We start from the raw sequence: 17,133 nt of genomic DNA, 5'->3' as shown, positions 1-17,133 counted from the left end.
GACGGGCAGGGCAAACCCTGAAGGACAGGGACACCGAACCAAGGCCCACCCCGACGGGCGGCCGTGACGTCGCAAGCGATTCAGCTCCAAAGGCCGCCAGCAGCACACGTTCAACTCCCGCCGCCCGGTGATCACCCGGACGGGCAGCAGTACGGATTCCGTTGCCGCTGTGACGTCGTCACGCTGAATCCGTCGCCAACTGACCGTGGTACCGCCGATAACACTTGCCCTAGAGGTATCGACTGTGCGATAACCGTTGGCAGAGCGGCCGGCCTCACCCCTTTGACCGGCCCGACGACCGATGGGGCTGACATGGCCAACGCCACCGACCACCTCTGGATGCACTTCACCCGGATGGCGAGCTACTCCGCCGGCGAGGTGCCGACCATCGTGCGCGGCGAGGGAGCGTACGTCTGGGATGCGCAGGGTCGCCGCTACCTGGACGGGCTCGCCGGGCTCTTCGTGGTCAACGCCGGCCACGGCCGCACCGAGCTGGCCGAGGCCGCCGCCAAGCAGGCCGGCGAGCTGGCCTACTTCCCGCTCTGGTCGTACGCGCACCCGAAGGCCGTCGAGCTGGCCGAGCGGATCGCCGCGCTCACCCCCGGCGACCTCAACCGGATCTTCTTCACGACCGGCGGCTCCGAGGCCGTCGAGGCGGCGTGGAAGTTGGCCCGCGCCTACTTCAAGCGCACCGGGAAGCCCAACAAGTACAAGGTGATCAGCCGCTACATCGCCTATCACGGCACCTCGATGGGCGCCCTGTCGATCACCGGCCTGCCCGGCATCAAGAGCGACTTCGAGCCACTGGTGCCGGGTGCGATCAAGGTGCCGAACACGAACTTCTACCGGGCCCCGGAGCACGGCGACGACGCCGAGGCGTTCGGTCGCTGGGCCGCCGACGAGATCGGGCGGGCCATCGAGCGGGAAGGCCCGGACACCGTCGCCGCGGTCTTCCTGGAGCCGGTGCAGAACTCCGGCGGGTGCTTCCCACCACCGCCCGGTTACTTCGAACGGGTACGGGAGCTCTGCGACGCGTACGACGTGCTGCTCGTCTCGGACGAGGTGATCTGCTCGTGGGGGCGGTTGGGTGAATACTTCGGCGCGGTGCGCTACGGCTACCAGCCGGACGTCATCACCACCGCCAAGGGCATCACCTCCGGCTACGCCCCGCTGGGCGCGATGATCGCCAGCGACCGGCTGATGGAACCGTTCCTCACCGAGACTGGCATGTTCGCCCACGGGGTTACCTTCGGTGGGCACCCGGTCTCCTGCGCGGTGGCGCTGGCCAACCTGGAGGTGTTCGCCCGCGAGGACCTGGTCGGGCACGTACGCGCCAACGAGGACGCCTTCCGCGCCACCCTGGAAAAGCTGCACGACCTGCCGATCGTCGGCGACGTCCGCGGTGACGGCTACTTCTACGGCATCGAACTGGTCAAGGACAAGACCACCCGGGAGACCTTCACCGAGGCCGAGTCGGAGCGCCTGCTGCGCGGCTTTCTCTCCACCGCCCTGTTCCAGGCGGGCCTCTACTGCCGGGCCGACGACCGGGGCGACCCCGTCATCCAGTTGGCCCCACCCCTGATCGCGGAGCAGCAGCACTTCGACGAGATCGAGCAGACCCTCCGCGCAGTCCTGACCCAAGCCTGGACCAAGCTCTAACCCCACCCACCCCCACGCCCACCCCACCCCCCCCCACCCCCGCCCCGCCCCCGCCCCGTTGATCATGAAGTTATTGCCACGACACGCCGAGGGGCGGGGCAATAACTTCATGATCAACGGCGGAAGGAAGGCGCGGCCGGCCCGGCCGGGCCGGAAGGGGGCGCGGCGGGTTGGTGGGCGCGGGGTTTTAGTGGTTGGGGGGGATTACCCGGAGGTGGCCTCGGCGGCCGGTCTGGTGGGGGTTCTCGGGACGGCTCTGGTCCGGCTCCGGGGGGCGGGGGGCCGGGCGGGCGGCTTCGCGGACCGCTTCGGCCAGCGCGACCAGGTCGTCCGTTGTGGGCGGCGGCGGTTCGAACTCGCCCTCGTGCCGGACGACGTCCCAGCCGCGCGGCGCGGTCAGGCTGCGGGCGTGCGGCTCGCACAGGTCGTACGTGTGCGGCTCGGCGAACGCCGCCAGCGGCCCCACCACCGCTGTCGACTCGTTGTAGACATAGGTCAATGTGGCGACCGCTTGCCGGGGGCAGCCGTTACGGGAGCAGCGCCGTGGTGACCTCACGTGCGGCAGGGTATCTCCATTACCGGGTCCGGCGCATCGCTTCGCGTTGCGACACGCCCGTCATGGTGATCACAGTCGAACGTTCTGGGCGCGCCGCGCCACGGGAGCGGCGCTGCCGCTGGCCAGCCCGGCACGGGCGCTACCCTTTGCCTCATGACGAGCCCGGAACACCGCCGCCCCGCCGCTGGTCGGCGTGGGCATCGTGACCGGCACGGGCGCGGCCTGCGCGGGCGGCTGGTTCCGGCCACCGTGCCGCTGGCGCGGACCAAGGCCGAGGTCTTCGACGACCTGGTCCTGGACACCGTCGAGACGCTGGAGCGTCGGTTCGCCAAGGAGTTGGCCGGGGTCGAGTTCGCTGTCGAGGACGTCCCGCCGGACTTGAACGTCTACGACTCGGACGTGCTGGAGGACGGCGAGGTCCCGTTGGCCCGGCTGCTGCCCGGGCGCCCAGGCCGGCAGGAGGTGCCGCCGCGGATCGTGCTGTACCGGCGGCCCCTGGAGTTCCGGGCGATGGACCGTGAGGACCTCGCCGATCTCGTCCATGACGTGATCATCGAACAGGTGGCGAACCTTCTCGGGGTCGACCCGGACGAACTCGCCTGAGCCGAGCCCGACGGCCGACCGCGCGGGAAGCGGACGGTCGGGCGGCCCCCGCCGCCCCGACCTCAGGTCGCCCCCCGGCAGCCCCGTCCCGGCCCGCACACCCGCCGAGGCAGCCCTCGCCTCGACCCTCGAATAACGTCGGCCCGTCGAGCCACGCGCAGGCAGGCCCCGCGCACCGCTCAGGCGGCCCGCCGCTTCAACTTGCGCCGCTCCCGCTCGGAGAGCCCACCCCAGATGCCAAACCGCTCGTCGTGACCCAGTGCGTATTCGAGGCACTCGGTCTTGACCTCGCAACGCGAGCAGATCCGCTTCGCCTCGCGGGTCGAGCCGCCCTTCTCGGGAAAGAACGCCTCGGGGTCGGTCTGCGAGCACAATGCCCGCTCCTGCCACTCCGGCGCGTTTCCGAGCAGGTCGGCCACCTCAAGCTGGCCGTCCATCAAATGCCTCCTTGTCGCGCACCGGCGTCATCGCCGCTGCAACCCCCCACGCGAAAGGCGTGCTTGTCCGTCCCGTCCCGTTTTGTTGCGTTCCGCGCGAACAACCCCATTCAAATTACACGCGTGTAATGCGTGCGCCGTCAAGCCAAACTTGATAATGGAGTCGCCCTCCCGACACCCCCGGTCGGCCACTCGGGCCGTCCAGCCTCGCAACCTGCCCTATCGATTCAGACCCCGGCCGAGTAACGCCCTCTCCGGCGAGTTGCCCGACTTTTCTGCCGTGGCGCTTCTCCGACGAGTCCATGACCGGCCGGCACCAAAGATCGTCACCCCTAAGCTGATCTTGGGTGGGAGACAGGTTAACGCGGTGCGGCGCAGACCGCCCGTCCAGCCTTGGACAGCACTCGCGCCCCGTCCACAATGTGGACGGGGCGCGGTGGTGAAACAGGTGCGTCGAGGTCAGCCGGCGACCCCAAAACCGCTGCTCGGCCAGACAAACTCGGCCACCGCTCCACCATGGACGGTGACCGTGCCGGCAGACGTGTGATCATCCCACCAGACGGTATAGATCCCGCTCGGCAGATCGGGATAGACCGCGCTGTGGAACGAGCCGTCGCGGACCAGGCGCTCACGCACCGCCGAGTGGACCCGCCGGTCGTCGTCGCGGCTGATCTCGATCTCCCGGCCGTGCAGGTCCCGACCCGTGTAGACGATCAGGGCACCGGTGTCGCCGCCCAGATCGAGGACGACGGTCCCCGTCTCCGTCGGCCCGTACGCGTGCTCGTGCATCCGCGCTCCCCGCCCCGTTCAGGACGCCGCCGACGGGTTGTTGAACCCGTCGTACGGCGTACCCAGGTAGGGGAAGTTTCCGAGGAACGGCGCGGTCACGTCGGCGGCGCTCAACCCCGGAGTGACCGCGGCGGCGGCCGCGTCCGGTCGGAACGTCTTGTCCACCAACGGGACGGTGACCCCGGCGATGGCCCGCAGGGCGATGCTGACCACGTCGTCGCCGACCCGCCGCCCGTTCGGGAACCCGGCCAGGTCGCCGCCGAGCACCCCGAACCGGTCCGGGCGCCTGGTCGGCGGGATCGCGGTGTTCAGTCGCAGCATGTCGGCCTGCACGTCACCCGTGGTGTTGGTGAAGCCGTCGATCAGCCCGGCCGGCACGCCGGTGAGCAGGATCGCCACCAGGTCGGCCCGCGCCTTCTTCGTCTTGTTGAGCTTGTCCAGGTTGGGAAAGACGTCCGGGTAGAGCGCCGGCAGCAACGCGGCCAGCTCGGGCTGCTCGACGAACGGGGCGAACCGCTTGTCCTCCGACGGCGGCAGCGAGTTCCACAGGTCCTTCTTGGACATCGGCACGACGACCTCGTTGAACAGTGGATTGCCCAACCGCGAGACCTGGGTGAACGGGCCGGTGCTGGTGTCCGCCGCGCCCCGGTCGCCGAGCACCCGCACCTGCCGGCGCGACGCCGACGTCCACACCCCGATCACCGATGCCCGATCGCCGGCACCGTAGCGGCTGGCGCGCCGACGAACCCGCTCCATCGGCACCTGCACGGCGATGCTGTGCACGTTCATCCGGTCGGTGGCGTTGACCGGCTCCCCCTCGGCCTTGAAGATCTTCTTCCCCGCGACGTGCAGTTGCTGGAACGGCCGCAGCGTGCCCAGGTCGAAGATCGCCCCGAGGTCGACGAAGAACCCGTCCGCGCGCTGCCCGGCGAACACCCGTTCCCCGGTGGAGAGCGAGTAGGTGGCCTGCCGCACCAGGTCGGCGTACTTCGGAGTGGACAGCGGGCCGACGTTGCACGGCGGGCACTGCAGCTTGTGCGCCAGCCGGTGCTCGCGACCGTCGGCCACCCGGGTCAGGCTGTAGAACTGCCGCCGGTTCCAGTTTCTGCTGTCCAGCGAGTCGATCGGACCGGTGTTGTAGAGAAAACTGTTCGGGTTGGTGATCTCGGTGGTGAATTCGAACCGGTAGGTGACATCCGGACGACCGTCACCGTCGTTGTCGATATGGATCTCGTAGCGCACGTCGTCGCCGAACTCGAAGAAGTTCGGACCCCCGGAGGGGAGCTGCAACGGCACGTAGTTGGCGATCAACGTGACCGTGTCGCGTTTGTCGGGGCTGACGAACGCGTACAGGTCGGAGCTGTCGGCGACCGGATCCTTGGCTATCTCCGGGGCCTCGCGGTGGGAAGACATGACGGACCAACCTCACTGGGCGGGGACAGGATTGGCGGGGCGGAAGGTGGGTCAGCGCCGGGCGGCGCGCCGCAGCCGGTCCGCCAGGCCGCGGTCGCGTACCTCGATGCGCCTCTCACCGACGAAGACGTCCATCGTCCCGGAGTCGGCGTCACGCAGGTGCACGACGATCGGCTCGTCGGCGCGTCCGGCCGCGCCGGGGGCGTTCTGCGCGGCCGACAGGCCCGGCACGGTGAGCGCGGCGGCGCCGAGGGTGGCGCTGGCCGCGGCGGTCAACGTCTGCCGGCGGGTCAGTCGCGGCCACTGCCGCTTCCGCTGATCACTGGTCATGGGCAACCTTTCCGGCGGTGGCGCGAACGCGCCCGCGGAGACGGACGGGCCGGTGCCGTCTCGCGACGCCGCCGGGCCCCTGAGGGGACACCGGCGGCGGTCCTCGCCGCGACCGCCGCCGGCATCGCGTGGTACGGCCGGTGGCGGGGAAAGGTTCGACGTCAGGGCCGGGCGTGACCGTACGCAGTCGACCGCTTGCGCGCCGGACGGCCGGCGGCCTTCGCGATGGCCCGCAACTGCTCCTCGGTACGCGCCGAACCGTTGTCGGAGCCGGCCATCCGGGAGATGGTCTCCTCCATCAGCGTGCCGCCCAGGTCGTTGCAGCCACCCTGGAGCATCGCCACGGTGCCCTCGTCGCCGAGCTTCACCCAGGAGCACTGGATGTTGTCGATCCGGCCGTGCAGCAGCAGCCGGGACATCGCGTGCACCGCCCGGTTCTCCCGCCACGTCGGCCCCGGGCGGGCGATACCCGCCAGATAGATCGGAGCATTCGTGTGCACGAAGGGCAGCGCCACGAACTCGGTGAACCCGCCGGTGCGGTCCTGCACCCCGGCCAGCACCCGGAAGTGCGCCAGCCACTGCCCGGGGTGGTCGACGTGGCCGTACATCATCGTGGAGCTGGACCGGATGCCCAGCTCGTGGGCGGTGCTGACCACCTCGACCCAGGCGGCGGCCGGGAGTTTGCCCTTGGTCAGCACCCAGCGCACGTCGTCGTCGAGGATCTCCGCGGCGGTGCCCGGAATGGTGTCCAGCCCGGCCTCGCGCAGCTGGAGCAGCCACTCACGGATCGGCACCCCGGCCTTCGCGGCGGCGGTGACGATCTCCATGGGCGAGAACGCGTGCACGTGCATCTCGGGCACCCGGGCCTTGATCGCGCGCACGATGTCGGCGTACCCGGTGACCGGCATCTTCGGATCGATGCCGCCCTGGAGGCACACCTCGCTGGCCCCGGCGGCCCACGCCTGCTCCGCCCGGTCGGCGACCTGCTCGACGGAGAGCCGGTACGCGTCGGCGTCCCGCTCACGCTGCGCGAACGCACAGAAGCGGCAGCCCACGTAGCAGACATTGCTGAAGTTGATGTTGCGGTTGACCACGTAGGTGACGTCGTCGCCGACCGCCGCCCGGCGCACGTCGTCGGCGAGGCGGCACAACGCGTCGAGCGCCGGCCCGTCCGCGCCGAACAGCGCGAGCGCGGCATCGGTGTGCGCGGGGTCGAGCAGCGCCGCCGGGTCGTCGGCGGCGAGCCGCAACCCGGCCGCCAGGTCACGGTCCGCGCCGACCCCGGCCGGCACCGGGGGTACGCCCGCCCGGCGGGCGGTCGCCTCCGGGGTGACCTTGCCAGCGACCTCCGACCAGTCGCCGTAGACGCTGTCGAAGTCGCCACGCCGGTCGTCGGTACGGCCGGTGGTGTCGATGGTGGCGTGCAGGTCGACCCGCCCGCCGAACACCTCCTCCGGCTCCTGCCACGGTCGCCCCTGCGGCGTCGCCGACTCGACCGCCATGCCCGTCGACGGATCGGCCAGGGCGCCGACGTGCGGCAGCAGCCGGGGATCGAGCCACGGGTCACCCGCGCGCACGTACTCCGGGTAGATCGTCAACCGCTCCCGCAGCGTGAACCCGGCCAACTCGGTGTGCCGGGCCAACTCGTCGATCTGCGGCCAGGGGCGCTCAGGGTTGACGTGGTCGGGGGTGAGCGGGGAGACGCCACCCCAGTCGTCGATGCCGGCGCGCAGCAGCAGGTCGTACTCGCCGGCGATGAGGTTCGGCGGAGCCTGGATCCGGGCCTTCGGGCCGAGCAGCAGCCGGGCCACCGCCACTGTGGCGGCCAGATCGTGCAGCTCCGCGTCCGGCATGCCGCGCATCGCCGTGTCCGGCTTCGCGCGGAAGTTCTGCACGATCACCTCCTGGAGGTGGCCGTACTCCCGGTGCGCGCGGCGGATCGCGAAGAGCGCGTCCACCCGCTCCGCCGGGGTCTCCCCGATGCCGATCAGGATGCCCGTGGTGAACGGCACCCCGACCCGGCCCGCGTCCTCAAGCACCCGCAACCGGACCGCCGGCTCCTTGTCCGGTGAGCCGAAGTGCGGGCCCCCCGGCTCGGACCACAACCGCGTCGCGGTCGTCTCCAACATCATGCCCATGCTCGGCGCGACCGGCTTGAGCCGTTGCAACTCCGACCAGGACAGCACCCCGGGGTTGAGGTGCGGCAGCAGCCCGGTCTCCTCCAACACCGCCACCGCACACGCCCGCAGGTAGTCGAGGGTCGAGTCGTAACCGCGTTCGTCCAGCCAGGTCCGCGCCGCCGGCCAACGCTCCTCCGGCCGGTCACCCAGGGTGAACAGCGCCTCCTTGCACCCCTGCGCGGCACCGGCCCGGGCGATCGCCAGGACCTCGTCACGGTCCAGGAACGGCGCCGGCAACCGGTGCGGCACCGTCGCGAACGTGCAGTAGTGGCACCGGTCCCGGCAGAGCCGCGTCAGCGGAATGAAAACCTTCTTGGAGTACGTGACCACACCCGGCCGCCCGGCGTCGCGCAGTCCGGCGTCGCGGACTCCCCCGGCGAGCCGCAGCAACTCGTCCAGCGCGTCGCCACGAGCGGACAGCAGCGCGGTCGCCTCGTCGGCATCCAGCGCCCGCCCGTTCGCGGCCCGGCCCAGGGCCCGCCGCACGCTCGCATCGCTCGGGCCGGAGTGGGTGCGATCAACCATCCACTCACCCTATGCGCAGCCCGACGCCACCCCACCAGTCCCCACCGAGCCCCGCGCCGCACCGTGCTCCGTGCGCCAACCCCGCTCCGGGCGCACGCGCCCCGCATCGCCCCGTGGATCAAGGAGTTGTGGTGGGTGACAAAGTGTCTCGTAAAGCGCGGATCCGGCACCACAACTCCATGATCGACGGAGTTGTGGTGCCGGAGGTTCGCGATCTTGCGGTTTGTGTCCCGACTTTCGGGACATCTCGCTTGTTTCGACTACCGAAAGTGCAAGATCGGCGCGGACTTCGGGTCAGCGAGGCTGGTCGGGGTGGTCGTTGGGCTTGATGTGTTGGGTGCGGTCGTTGTTGGGGTCGGTGGGGTTCGAGATGACCTCGGTGGGGTCGGCGGACTGGCGCGGGATCGCCTGAGTGGGGTCGGCCGACGGCGGCTGCCCGAACGGCGGCGCGGCCGGGGACGGCGGCGCGGACTGGGGGGCCGGGTTCGCCTGAGGCGCGGACTGCGGCGCCTGGAACGGCGGGGCGGACTGCGGGTGCGGCGGCGCGGACTGCGGGTACTGCGGGGACGGCGGCGCGGACTGCGGGTACTGCGGGGACGGCGGCGCGGACTGCGGGTACTGCGGGGACGGCGGCGCGGACTGCGGGTACTGCGGGGACGGCGGCGCGGACTGCGGGTACGGCGGGGCCGACTGCGGGGCCTGGAACGGCGGCGACTGCTGGCCGTACTGGCCGGCCTGCGGGTAGCCACCCGGCTGACCGGCCTGCGGGTAGCCGCCGGGCTGGCCGGGAGCGGGCCACCCACCCTGCGGCTGGCCGCCGGGCTGACCCGGGGCCGGCCAACCGCCCGGCTGCTGCGGCCAGCCCGGCTGGGGCTGCCCGTAGACGCCCGGTTGCGGCTTGGCTCGCGGCACGTAGTAGTGGGCACGCCAGATGGTGTAGACGACCCAGGCGGCGACCGCGAAGATCACCATCCAGGCGAACCGGGTGAGCACACCGAGCAGCGCGTCGAACACCTCGGCCTCGGCCAGCCGACCCACCGTCCAGATCAGCATGGTCAGCGTGCCGAACAGTGCGCTGACCGCGTACTCGACGAGAGCCGCCTGCGTGATCAGCTTGGCCTTCGGCAGCACCGGCGAGATGTGCGTGGCCAGCAGCACCGCCAGCAGCGGGAGGCCCACCGCCTCCACCCCGACGAACGCGTAGAAGGCGCTACCCGCGCGGTCGGTGAAGGAGCCGTAGTCGTTCGGGGCGATCAGCCGGAGCAGGCCCACGAAGAGGAACACGGCGTTGGCGCCGAGCAGCGCGAGCGCGGCGAGCTCCCGTAGTGGCTTGGTCAGCTGGCGGGCCTGCGTCGCGTCGGCGGACGCGGGCTCGGCGGGGCTGGTCACGAGCTCCCCCTCGGGGCATCAACGGACAGGTGACCGTGAGCCTAGTCTCCCGGGCCACCTACCGATCGGAGGCGTCACGTGCGCGAGGATGGTCGACATGCGCATCGTGGTTCTGGCCGGCGGCATCGGCGGCGCCCGGTTCCTGCTCGGCGTCCGGGCGTACGCCCGTGACGTCGGCGCGGAGGTGACCGCCGTTGTCAACGTCGGCGACGACCTGTGGTTACACGGGCTGAAGATCTGCCCCGACCTGGACAGCGTCATGTACACCCTCGGCGGGGGCGCCGACCCGGAACGGGGTTGGGGTCGGGTCGGCGAGAGCTGGACGGTCAAACAGGAGTTGGCCGCGTACGGGGCGGAGCCGACCTGGTTCGGCCTCGGCGACAAGGACATCGCCACCCACCTGGTCCGCAGCACCATGCTCAACGGCGGTTACCCGTTGAGCGCGGTCACCGAGGCGCTGGCCAGCCGCTGGGAGCCGGGCGTACGTCTGTTGCCGGCGACGGACGACCGCCTGGAGACCCACGCCGTGGTCCAGGACGACGAGGGTCAGCGGGCGATCCACTTTCAGGAGTGGTGGGTGCGGTACCGGGCCGACATCCTCACGCACCGTTTCGTGTTCGTGGGCGCGGAGACGGCGAAGCCGGCACCGGGGGTGCTGGACGCGATCGCCTCGGCCGACCTGGTGCTGATCGCGCCGAGCAACCCGGTGGTGAGCGTCGCGCCGGTGCTGGCCGTACCGGGGCTGCGTGCCGCGGTGGCGGACGGCCCGGCGCCGGTGGTGGGTGTCTCCCCGATCATCGGTGGCGCGCCGGTGCGGGGGATGGCCGACCGGTGCCTGGCCGTGCTGGGTGCGGAGTGCAGCGCGGCGGGGGTGGGTCGGCTCTACGGCGGCCGGGCGAGCGGCGGTCTGCTCGACGGTTGGTTGGTGGCCGAGGAGGACGCGGGGACTGTGGTGCCCGAGGTGACGGTCCGCGCGGTGCCGCTGCGGATGACCGACGAGGCGGCGACGGCGGCCATGGTCCGCGCCGCGGTGGAGTTGACGTGAGGCTGGAGATTCTGCCGGTGCTCGGCATCGGCCACGTGACCGAGGGTGACGATCTGGCCGCGATGATCGCGACTGCCGCGCCGTGGCTGCGCAACGGTGACGTGCTGGTGGTGACCAGCAAGATCGTTTCCAAGGCGGAGGGGCGGCTCGTCGACGTGCCGGCGGACGGCCCGGAGCGGCTGGCCGCCCGGGACGAGGTCCTGGCCGGTGAGACCGCCCGGGTGGTGGCCAGTCGGGGGGCGACCCGGATCGTGCAGACCCACCACGGCTTCGTCATGGCCTCGGCCGGGATCGACGCGTCGAACGTGGACAAGACCCAACTGGTGCTGCTGCCGGTCGACCCGGACGCCTCGGCGCGGGCTCTTCGGGACGCGCTTCTGGAGCGCTACGACCTGGACCTCGCCGTGATCATCAGCGACACGATGGGCCGGCCCTGGCGCAACGGGCTCACCGACGTGGCGCTCGGGGTGGCCGGGATGCCGGCCATCCGGGACCACCGGGGCGAGGTCGACCCGTACGGCAACGAGTTGCAGTTGACCCAGATGGCCGTGGTGGACGAGCTGGCGGGTGCCGGCGAGCTGATCAAGGGCAAGTGCGATCAGGTTCCCGTCGCTGTGGTGCGGGGCTATCTGCCGGCCAGCGACCCGGACGACGCCGGTGGCGCACGGGCGCTGATCCGTGACGCGGCGCAGGACCTGTTCTCGCTCGGTACCGCCGAGGCCCGCGCCGCCGGGCTCGCCGACGCCGCCACCCTGACCGACGGTCCGGGCCCGACACCGGCGGACCTGACCGCGGTGCGACGGGCGATCGACGCGGTCGCCGAGGTGGTCGCCCCCGGCACGGTCTTCACACTGGTCGACGAGGCCGAGGTACGCGCCGGTCTGGTCGCCGAGATGCCCGGCTGGCCGGACGGTGCGGACCTGCTGCTCGGCTCGGCACCGACGCCCGTCGAGCCGATCGGTCTGGTTCGTTTCGGCGCCGATCTGCACCGGCTGCGCGTCGCCCTGGCCGCCCAGGGCGTCGGGTCGACGCTGTTGCCGCCACCGCCCGGCAGCCCGGCGAGCGCAGCGCTCGCCCTCTAGAGCTGGCCGGGTCACGCGTCCAGCATGGCCCGGCCCAGCGGGGTCAACGTGTGCAGCACGCTGTTGCGTTCACGGTGGCTGACCAGCAGGCCAGCGTTGCGCAGGACCGTGGCGTGCTGGCTCGCCGCCGCCGGTGAGATGTTGAGCTGGCGGGCGACCTCCCCGGTGGTGCAGCCCTCGTCGCTGGCCTGCAACACCGCCGCCCTGGTGCGACCCAGCAGCGCGGCGAGTGATTCGCGGGCGGCGTCGGACGCGGCGTCGTTGTCGGCGGAGACCAGCGCGCCCAGCCGGTCCACCGGATAGACCAGCACCGGCGGCAGCGCCGGGTCGAGCAGCGCGACCGGGGTGGCAGCGCAGAAGAACGACGGCACCAACAGCAGCCCACGGCCGTCCAGGTGCAGCTCCCTGGTGTGCGGGTAGCCGCGTACCTCCAGCACACCGCCCTCCCAGCGCATCGCCGGGCGGAGACTGGCGAGCAGGCCCTCGACGCCGCCGTCGAGCAGCGCCCGCGCCCGCCGCGTACGGTCCGCCGCGACCGCGGCCTGGATCCGGCTCCAGTACGGGCTGATCGCCAGCGACCGGTACTGCTCCATCGACTCGGCGAGGTGGTGCAGCGCCGACAGCTCACCGCGGGCGAGCGCGGCCGCGGAGGAGGGCAGCTGATTCTCGGCGGCCAGCACGCTCAGGTCCCGGTGCAGCAGCTCGGCGGGGGTGCGGCGGAGCGCGTCCAGCCCGGCCTCGAAGCCCTCGACACTGGCGTACGGGGTGAGGAAGTCGGGGAAGTAGCCACGCGGCGGGTTCAACGCGAAGAGCAGGCGGAGCTGCTCGGAGGCGGAGTCCTGACGCAGATCCCGGGCCACGCTGCGTCGCCAGTTGGCGGTCAGCGGATCGCGGGTGCGGCCGCGCAACACGTGCAGGCTGAGGACCAGCTCCCAGACCGGGTCCGCCGCCGGCGCCACCCGGGTCCGGAGGATGTCCTCCCCAGAAAAGTGGATCTTCAGCATGGAGCGCTCCTGTGTCGCCGACAGGGGGATGCCGGATGACCGTTCGACTCTACCTGGCCGGCAGTAATCTCCATCTTTAAGCCTGGACTGAAAAACCTCGACGCCTCCTGGGCCGGTTGGGCATGCTTCCCATGCCCGCACACGGCGCCGCGCGTCCTTGACGCCCGTGCTGCCGGGGGCACCGGGACCGGGGAGGCCCCGGTGATCGGACGGCACCACGAGGGTCTGCGGCCCTTGCTCCGCAGAGGTGCCGTCCGGTCATCCCGCCCCCGCGCCGGCTCAACCGACCCGGAGCGCGACCGGCCACCACGAATTCGACGAGTCGCAGGGTCACCGAGCCGCCCTACGGAGCACACGCTCGTACAGTGGCGGGGTGCCCGACACCGTGATCACCGGCCCGACCGCCCAGCCGACCGACCCCGAGACTTACCAGGCGCTGCACGCCGACGCCACCGCGTTGCTGGAGGGCTGGCAGTCCACCAGCCCGGACGCGGCCAGCGCGCGGGACCGGGCCCTGGCGTTGCTCGCCGCCGGTCCGGTCGCGATGAGCCGGCAGCACCGCCCGGGGCACGTCACCGCCAGCGCTCTGGTGCTGGACGCCACCGGCTCCCGGGTGCTGCTCTGCCTGCACGGCAAGTTCGGGCGGTGGGTGCAGCTCGGCGGGCACTGCGAGCCGACCGACCAGACCCTGGTCGGCGCGGCGCTCCGGGAGGCCACCGAGGAGTCCGGGATCACCGGCCTGCGCATCGACCCGGTGCCGATCGACGTGGACGTGCACCAGGTGCAGTGTCAAGGCGGCTCGGCGCACTACGACGTCCGGTTCGCGGTGATCGCCCCGCCGTCGGCCGTGGAGCAGGTCAGCGACGAGGCCGAGGAGCTGGGCTGGTTCCCACCGGACCAACTGCCCGAGCCGCTGGCCGGCGGGACCGCGCAACTGGTCGCACCGGCCCTCGCCGCCCTCAGACGTAGCCCTCTTCGCCTCGCCCCTTGAGCTCGTCGACAAGGCCCTTGACGTCCTGCGCCCGGTCGCGCGGGCAGACCAGCACCGCGTCCGGGGTGTCCACCACGATCAGGTCGCGCAGACCGAGCACCGCCACCAACCGACCCGACTGCGGGACGACCACGAGGTTGCTGCTGTCCCGCAGCAGCACGCCCGGCTTGGCCTCCGAGCCGAGCACCACGTTGCCCGCGTCGTCGGCCGACAGCACGTCGCCGAGGGTGTGGAAGTCACCGACGTCGTTCCAACCGAAGTCGCCCGGCACCGTCGCGACCCGACCCGCCGTGGCCGCACCCTCCATCACCGCGTAGTCGACGGAGATCTTCGGCAGGGTCGGCCAGATCGCGCCCAGGACGTCGTCCTGCTCCGGGGTGCCCCAGGCGGCGGCGATCGAGGCGACGCCGGCGTGCAGCGCCGGCTGCTGGCGGGCCAGCTCGGCGAGGAAGACGTCCACCCGCCACACGAACATGCTCGCGTTCCACAGGTGCCGGCCCGAACGGACGTACGCCTCGGCGACCTCGGCGGCCGGCTTCTCCTTGAACTCGGCCACCGGTCGCCACGGCACACCCTCGGTCGGATCGCCGGTCTCCAGGTAGCCGTAGCCGGTCTCCGCACGGGTCGGAGTGATCCCGACGGTCATCAGCATTCCCTGCTGGGCCCCGTGGACCGCCTCCTGGACCGTGCAGACCCAGCTGTCCGGGTCGCGGATCAGGTGGTCGGCCGCGAAGCTGCCCATCACCGCGTTCGGGTCGCGCGTCGCGATCACCGCGGCGGCCAACGCGATCGCCGCGCAGGAATCCCGGGGGGAGGGCTCGACCAGGATGTTCTCCTCCGGCAGCACGGCCAACTGCCGGGCCACCGCCGTCACGTGCGCGGCACCGGTGACCACGAGGATCCGGTCCGGTGTGGTCAGCGGCGCGAGCCGTTCGACGGTCGCCTGGAGCAACGAGGCGCTCGTGCCGGTCAGCGGGTGGAGGAACTTGGGATGGCCGGCGCGGGACAACGGCCACAACCTCGTGCCACTGCCACCTGCCGGAATGACCGCATAAAGCATCCGCACATCATGCCCGACGTACCTGCCCAAAGTGGCACGGGTCACCCGCAGCGGTGCGGAGGGTCAGGAACGGGCGCGACTCCACGCGGAGATGTGCACCTCGGCGCTGGACTCCCAGGTGAACTCCTTGGCCCGGTCGAACCCCGCCTTCGCCAGCGACAACCGCCGCTGCTCGTCGTCGAGCAGGGCGGCCAGGTCGATGCCGATCTGCTCCGGGTCCTCCGAGGTGTACGCGACCGCGTCGCCGCCCACCTCGGGCAGCGAGAGCCGCGGCGTGGTCAGCACCGGGGCGGCGCACGCCATCGCTTCCAGGATCGGCAGCCCGAACCCCTCACCGTAGGACGGGTACGCGGCGACCAGGGCACCGCCGAGGAAACCTGGCAGGTCGGCGTAGCGGAGGTAGCCGGGGCGCAGCAGACGCAGGTGCGACGGCACCTCGGCGACCGCCCGGTCGATGTCCTCGTCGTGCCCCTGCCCACCGGCGATCACCAGGGCCGGCGGGTCGACCCGGTCGGCCACCGCCCGCGCCCACCCACGGATCAGGTTGGGCACGTTCTTGCGAGGTTCCTTGGCGCCGAGGAAGGCGACGTAGCTGCTGTTGCCCAGCCCCAGACGCGCTCGCACCCGAGCCTTCTCCTCCTCGGTGGGAGCGTGGAAGGCAGCCTGGTCGACGCCGTGGTAGGCCACGTCGATCCGCGTCGGGTCGGCGTCGAGCAACCGGATCAGCTCGTCCCGGGTGGCCTTGCTGGGCACGATCACCCGGTCGGCGCGGCGCAACGAGGTCTTGATGGCGCTGCGGAAGAAGGTGCGGCGCGACTTGTCGTAATGCTCCGGCTCGGTGAAGAACGTCGCGTCGTGCACGGTGACCGTGACCGGACATCCGGCCCGCAGCGGGCAGGTGTAGAAGGGCGAGTGCAGCACCTCTGCGCCGACCTGCTGGGCGAGCAGCGGCAGGCCGGTCTGCTCCCAGGCGAGCCGGGCCGGGCGGTGCGCCACGGCGGCCGGGGCCGGGATGATCTCCGCGCCGGGCAGCATGCGGGTGTACCGCTCCAGATCGGTGCGGAGACTGACCACCGCCAGTTCCACCCCCGACCCGCACACCTTGCCGAGGGCGCCGAGCAGACCGTCGACGTATCGACCGACACCACCGCGGTCGGTGGGGACACTCGTGGCGTCGATGAGCACGCGGGGCGGGCGACCGGCGGTCACGGGGCGACTCCTTGTACTGGCGAGACTGTGGGGAACAACACTCCGGGGGTAAAGCCTACGCCGGGGCACGGGGCCGACGCTGACTGCGACCCGACGGTACGCCGACTTGTCATCGTCATCGAGTACGGCCCGCGGGGGCGTATCGTTCGCGCCGATGGCCGACAACATTGCCCGGGTGTTCGCCGACGCGATCGCGACCGACCCGACCCGACCGCTGCTCACCTGGTACGACGACGCCACCGGCGACCGCACCGAACTCTCCGGCGTCACGTTGGCGAACTGGGTGGCGAAGACCGTCAACCTGCTCGTCGACGAGGTCGGCCTCGCGCCGGGCACCCCGGCCGGCGTGGTGCTGCCGCCACACTGGCAGACCGCGGCGGTGCTGCTGGCCTGCTGGTCGGCCAAGCTGAGCGTCGTCGACACGCCGGGCGAGGTAGGGGTGCTCTTCGCCGCCGCCGACCGGTTCGACGAGGCGCAGTCCTGGTCCGCCGACGAGCGGTACGCCCTCGGGTTGGCCCCGCTGGCCGCCCCGCTCCGGCAGGTGCCGCCCGGATTCGCCGACTACGTCGTCGAGGTACGCGGACACGGTGACCACTTCACGCCGCAATCCGGCCCCGGCCCCACCGACGCGCACCTGCTGGCCCGGGCCGAGGCCCGCGCGACCGAGTTGGGCATCGATCCGGGCGCGCGGATCCTCGTCGACGCCGACCGGCACACCGACCCGGTCGACTGGCTGCTGGCCCCGCTGACCCGAGCCGCCACAGTGGTCCTCTGCGCCAACCAGGACCCAGCCCGCCTAGCCAACAGGCTGACGGCAGAAAAAGTCACCCACCCCCTCCCGTAACCCCGCCCCGCCCCGCC

The 17,133-nt window shown here is 71.7% G+C and carries 16 protein-coding genes; 6 read left to right on the top strand and 10 right to left on the bottom strand.

The genetic code is table 11. The annotated features are described in order from the left end of the window. Positions 1-312 precede the first annotated feature (312 nt). Positions 313-1,659: an aspartate aminotransferase family protein gene (locus AB0877_RS19475; protein WP_366610399.1), complete on the top strand. Its 1,347-nt coding sequence runs from the start codon at positions 313-315 to the stop codon at positions 1,657-1,659. Positions 1,660-1,846: 187 nt separating this feature from the next. Here the strand turns inward: AB0877_RS19475 and AB0877_RS19470 are convergent, their stop codons facing one another. Continuing rightward, entirely contained in the window at positions 1,847-2,215 is a 369-nt protein-coding gene (locus AB0877_RS19470) for a DUF3499 domain-containing protein (RefSeq protein ID WP_124822852.1), read from the bottom strand. A 153-nt stretch (positions 2,216-2,368) separates the two neighbouring features. On the opposite strand from AB0877_RS19470, the gene AB0877_RS19465 reads away from it, so the two are divergent. Continuing rightward, entirely contained in the window at positions 2,369-2,818 is a 450-nt protein-coding gene (locus AB0877_RS19465) for a metallopeptidase family protein (RefSeq protein WP_366610397.1), read from the top strand. Positions 2,819-2,997: 179 nt separating this feature from the next. On the opposite strand, the gene AB0877_RS19460 is transcribed toward AB0877_RS19465, so the two are convergent. The 6 genes from AB0877_RS19460 to AB0877_RS19435 all read right to left on the bottom strand — a co-directional run bounded on the left by AB0877_RS19460 (position 2,998) and on the right by AB0877_RS19435 (position 9,881). Beyond that, entirely contained in the window at positions 2,998-3,255 is a 258-nt protein-coding gene (locus AB0877_RS19460; RefSeq protein ID WP_007455784.1) for a WhiB family transcriptional regulator, read from the bottom strand. Between the two features lie 459 nt (positions 3,256-3,714). Continuing rightward, complete coding sequence (locus tag AB0877_RS19455) at positions 3,715-4,044, bottom strand: phospholipase (RefSeq protein WP_366610395.1); 330 nt, start codon at positions 4,042-4,044, stop codon at positions 3,715-3,717. A gap of 18 nt (positions 4,045-4,062) precedes the next feature. Then, positions 4,063-5,457 (bottom strand): DUF4331 domain-containing protein, encoded by a 1,395-nt coding sequence (locus tag AB0877_RS19450; RefSeq protein ID WP_366610394.1) that lies wholly within the window; start codon positions 5,455-5,457, stop codon positions 4,063-4,065. Positions 5,458-5,508: 51 nt separating this feature from the next. Then, complete coding sequence (locus AB0877_RS19445) at positions 5,509-5,787, bottom strand: hypothetical protein (protein ID WP_355005597.1); 279 nt, start codon at positions 5,785-5,787, stop codon at positions 5,509-5,511. A gap of 161 nt (positions 5,788-5,948) precedes the next feature. Beyond that, positions 5,949-8,492: a bifunctional FO biosynthesis protein CofGH gene (locus tag AB0877_RS19440; protein ID WP_366610392.1), complete on the bottom strand. Its 2,544-nt coding sequence runs from the start codon at positions 8,490-8,492 to the stop codon at positions 5,949-5,951. Positions 8,493-8,786: 294 nt separating this feature from the next. After that, entirely contained in the window at positions 8,787-9,881 is a 1,095-nt protein-coding gene (locus AB0877_RS19435) for a hypothetical protein (RefSeq protein WP_366610390.1), read from the bottom strand. Positions 9,882-9,978: 97 nt separating this feature from the next. Between AB0877_RS19435 and cofD the strand changes: the two genes are divergently transcribed. Further along, on the top strand, positions 9,979-10,926 hold the full coding sequence (gene cofD / locus AB0877_RS19430) for a 2-phospho-L-lactate transferase (RefSeq protein WP_366610389.1): 948 nt from the start codon (positions 9,979-9,981) through the stop codon (positions 10,924-10,926). Next, positions 10,923-12,008: a coenzyme F420-0:L-glutamate ligase gene (locus tag AB0877_RS19425; protein WP_366610388.1), complete on the top strand. Its 1,086-nt coding sequence runs from the start codon at positions 10,923-10,925 to the stop codon at positions 12,006-12,008. The genes cofD and AB0877_RS19425 overlap by 4 nt, the downstream gene beginning before the upstream one ends. Positions 12,009-12,019: 11 nt before the next feature. On the opposite strand, the gene AB0877_RS19420 is transcribed toward AB0877_RS19425, so the two are convergent. Continuing rightward, positions 12,020-13,012: a winged helix-turn-helix domain-containing protein gene (locus AB0877_RS19420; RefSeq protein WP_366610387.1), complete on the bottom strand. Its 993-nt coding sequence runs from the start codon at positions 13,010-13,012 to the stop codon at positions 12,020-12,022. Positions 13,013-13,385: 373 nt separating this feature from the next. Between AB0877_RS19420 and AB0877_RS19415 the strand changes: the two genes are divergently transcribed. Next, on the top strand, positions 13,386-14,003 hold the full coding sequence (locus AB0877_RS19415) for an NUDIX hydrolase (RefSeq protein ID WP_366610385.1): 618 nt from the start codon (positions 13,386-13,388) through the stop codon (positions 14,001-14,003). Here the strand turns inward: AB0877_RS19415 and AB0877_RS19410 are convergent. Then, on the bottom strand, positions 13,972-15,063 hold the full coding sequence (locus AB0877_RS19410) for a sugar phosphate nucleotidyltransferase (RefSeq protein ID WP_366610383.1): 1,092 nt from the start codon (positions 15,061-15,063) through the stop codon (positions 13,972-13,974). The genes AB0877_RS19415 and AB0877_RS19410 overlap by 32 nt on opposite strands. 63 nt (positions 15,064-15,126) lie before the next feature. Then, positions 15,127-16,272, bottom strand: coding sequence for a glycosyltransferase family 1 protein (locus AB0877_RS19405; protein WP_366610382.1), 1,146 nt, complete (start codon positions 16,270-16,272; stop codon positions 15,127-15,129). A gap of 154 nt (positions 16,273-16,426) precedes the next feature. Between AB0877_RS19405 and AB0877_RS19400 the strand changes: the two genes are divergently transcribed. Then, the gene (locus tag AB0877_RS19400) at positions 16,427-17,116 is read left to right on the top strand and encodes a TIGR03089 family protein (RefSeq protein ID WP_366610380.1); all 690 of its coding nucleotides are present in this window, start codon (positions 16,427-16,429) and stop codon (positions 17,114-17,116) included. The last annotated feature ends 17 nt before the right edge of the window (positions 17,117-17,133 follow it).

This window comes from Micromonospora sp. NPDC047644, from assembly GCF_040704315.1.
GTDB lineage: Bacteria > Actinomycetota > Actinomycetes > Mycobacteriales > Micromonosporaceae > Micromonospora.
Note: the sequence above shows the minus strand (reverse complement) of the source record. Positions and strands in the feature narration are given on the sequence as shown.

Bases quoted from the DNA above. Each gene is read 5' to 3' on its own strand.
- AB0877_RS19445 (WP_355005597.1), bottom strand. From the start codon at position 5,787: ATGACCAGTGATCAGCGGAAGCGGCAGTGGCCGCGACTGACCCGCCGG.
- AB0877_RS19475 (WP_366610399.1), top strand. From the start codon at position 313: ATGGCCAACGCCACCGACCACCTCTGGATGCACTTCACCCGGATGGCG.
- AB0877_RS19440 (WP_366610392.1), bottom strand. From the start codon at position 8,492: ATGGTTGATCGCACCCACTCCGGCCCGAGCGATGCGAGCGTGCGGCGG.
- AB0877_RS19410 (WP_366610383.1), bottom strand. From the start codon at position 15,063: ATGCTTTATGCGGTCATTCCGGCAGGTGGCAGTGGCACGAGGTTGTGG.
- AB0877_RS19455 (WP_366610395.1), bottom strand. From the start codon at position 4,044: ATGCACGAGCACGCGTACGGGCCGACGGAGACGGGGACCGTCGTCCTC.
- AB0877_RS19420 (WP_366610387.1), bottom strand. From the start codon at position 13,012: ATGCTGAAGATCCACTTTTCTGGGGAGGACATCCTCCGGACCCGGGTG.
- AB0877_RS19460 (WP_007455784.1), bottom strand. From the start codon at position 3,255: ATGGACGGCCAGCTTGAGGTGGCCGACCTGCTCGGAAACGCGCCGGAG.
- AB0877_RS19400 (WP_366610380.1), top strand. From the start codon at position 16,427: ATGGCCGACAACATTGCCCGGGTGTTCGCCGACGCGATCGCGACCGAC.
- cofD (WP_366610389.1), top strand. From the start codon at position 9,979: ATGCGCATCGTGGTTCTGGCCGGCGGCATCGGCGGCGCCCGGTTCCTG.
- AB0877_RS19450 (WP_366610394.1), bottom strand. From the start codon at position 5,457: ATGTCTTCCCACCGCGAGGCCCCGGAGATAGCCAAGGATCCGGTCGCC.
- AB0877_RS19465 (WP_366610397.1), top strand. From the start codon at position 2,369: ATGACGAGCCCGGAACACCGCCGCCCCGCCGCTGGTCGGCGTGGGCAT.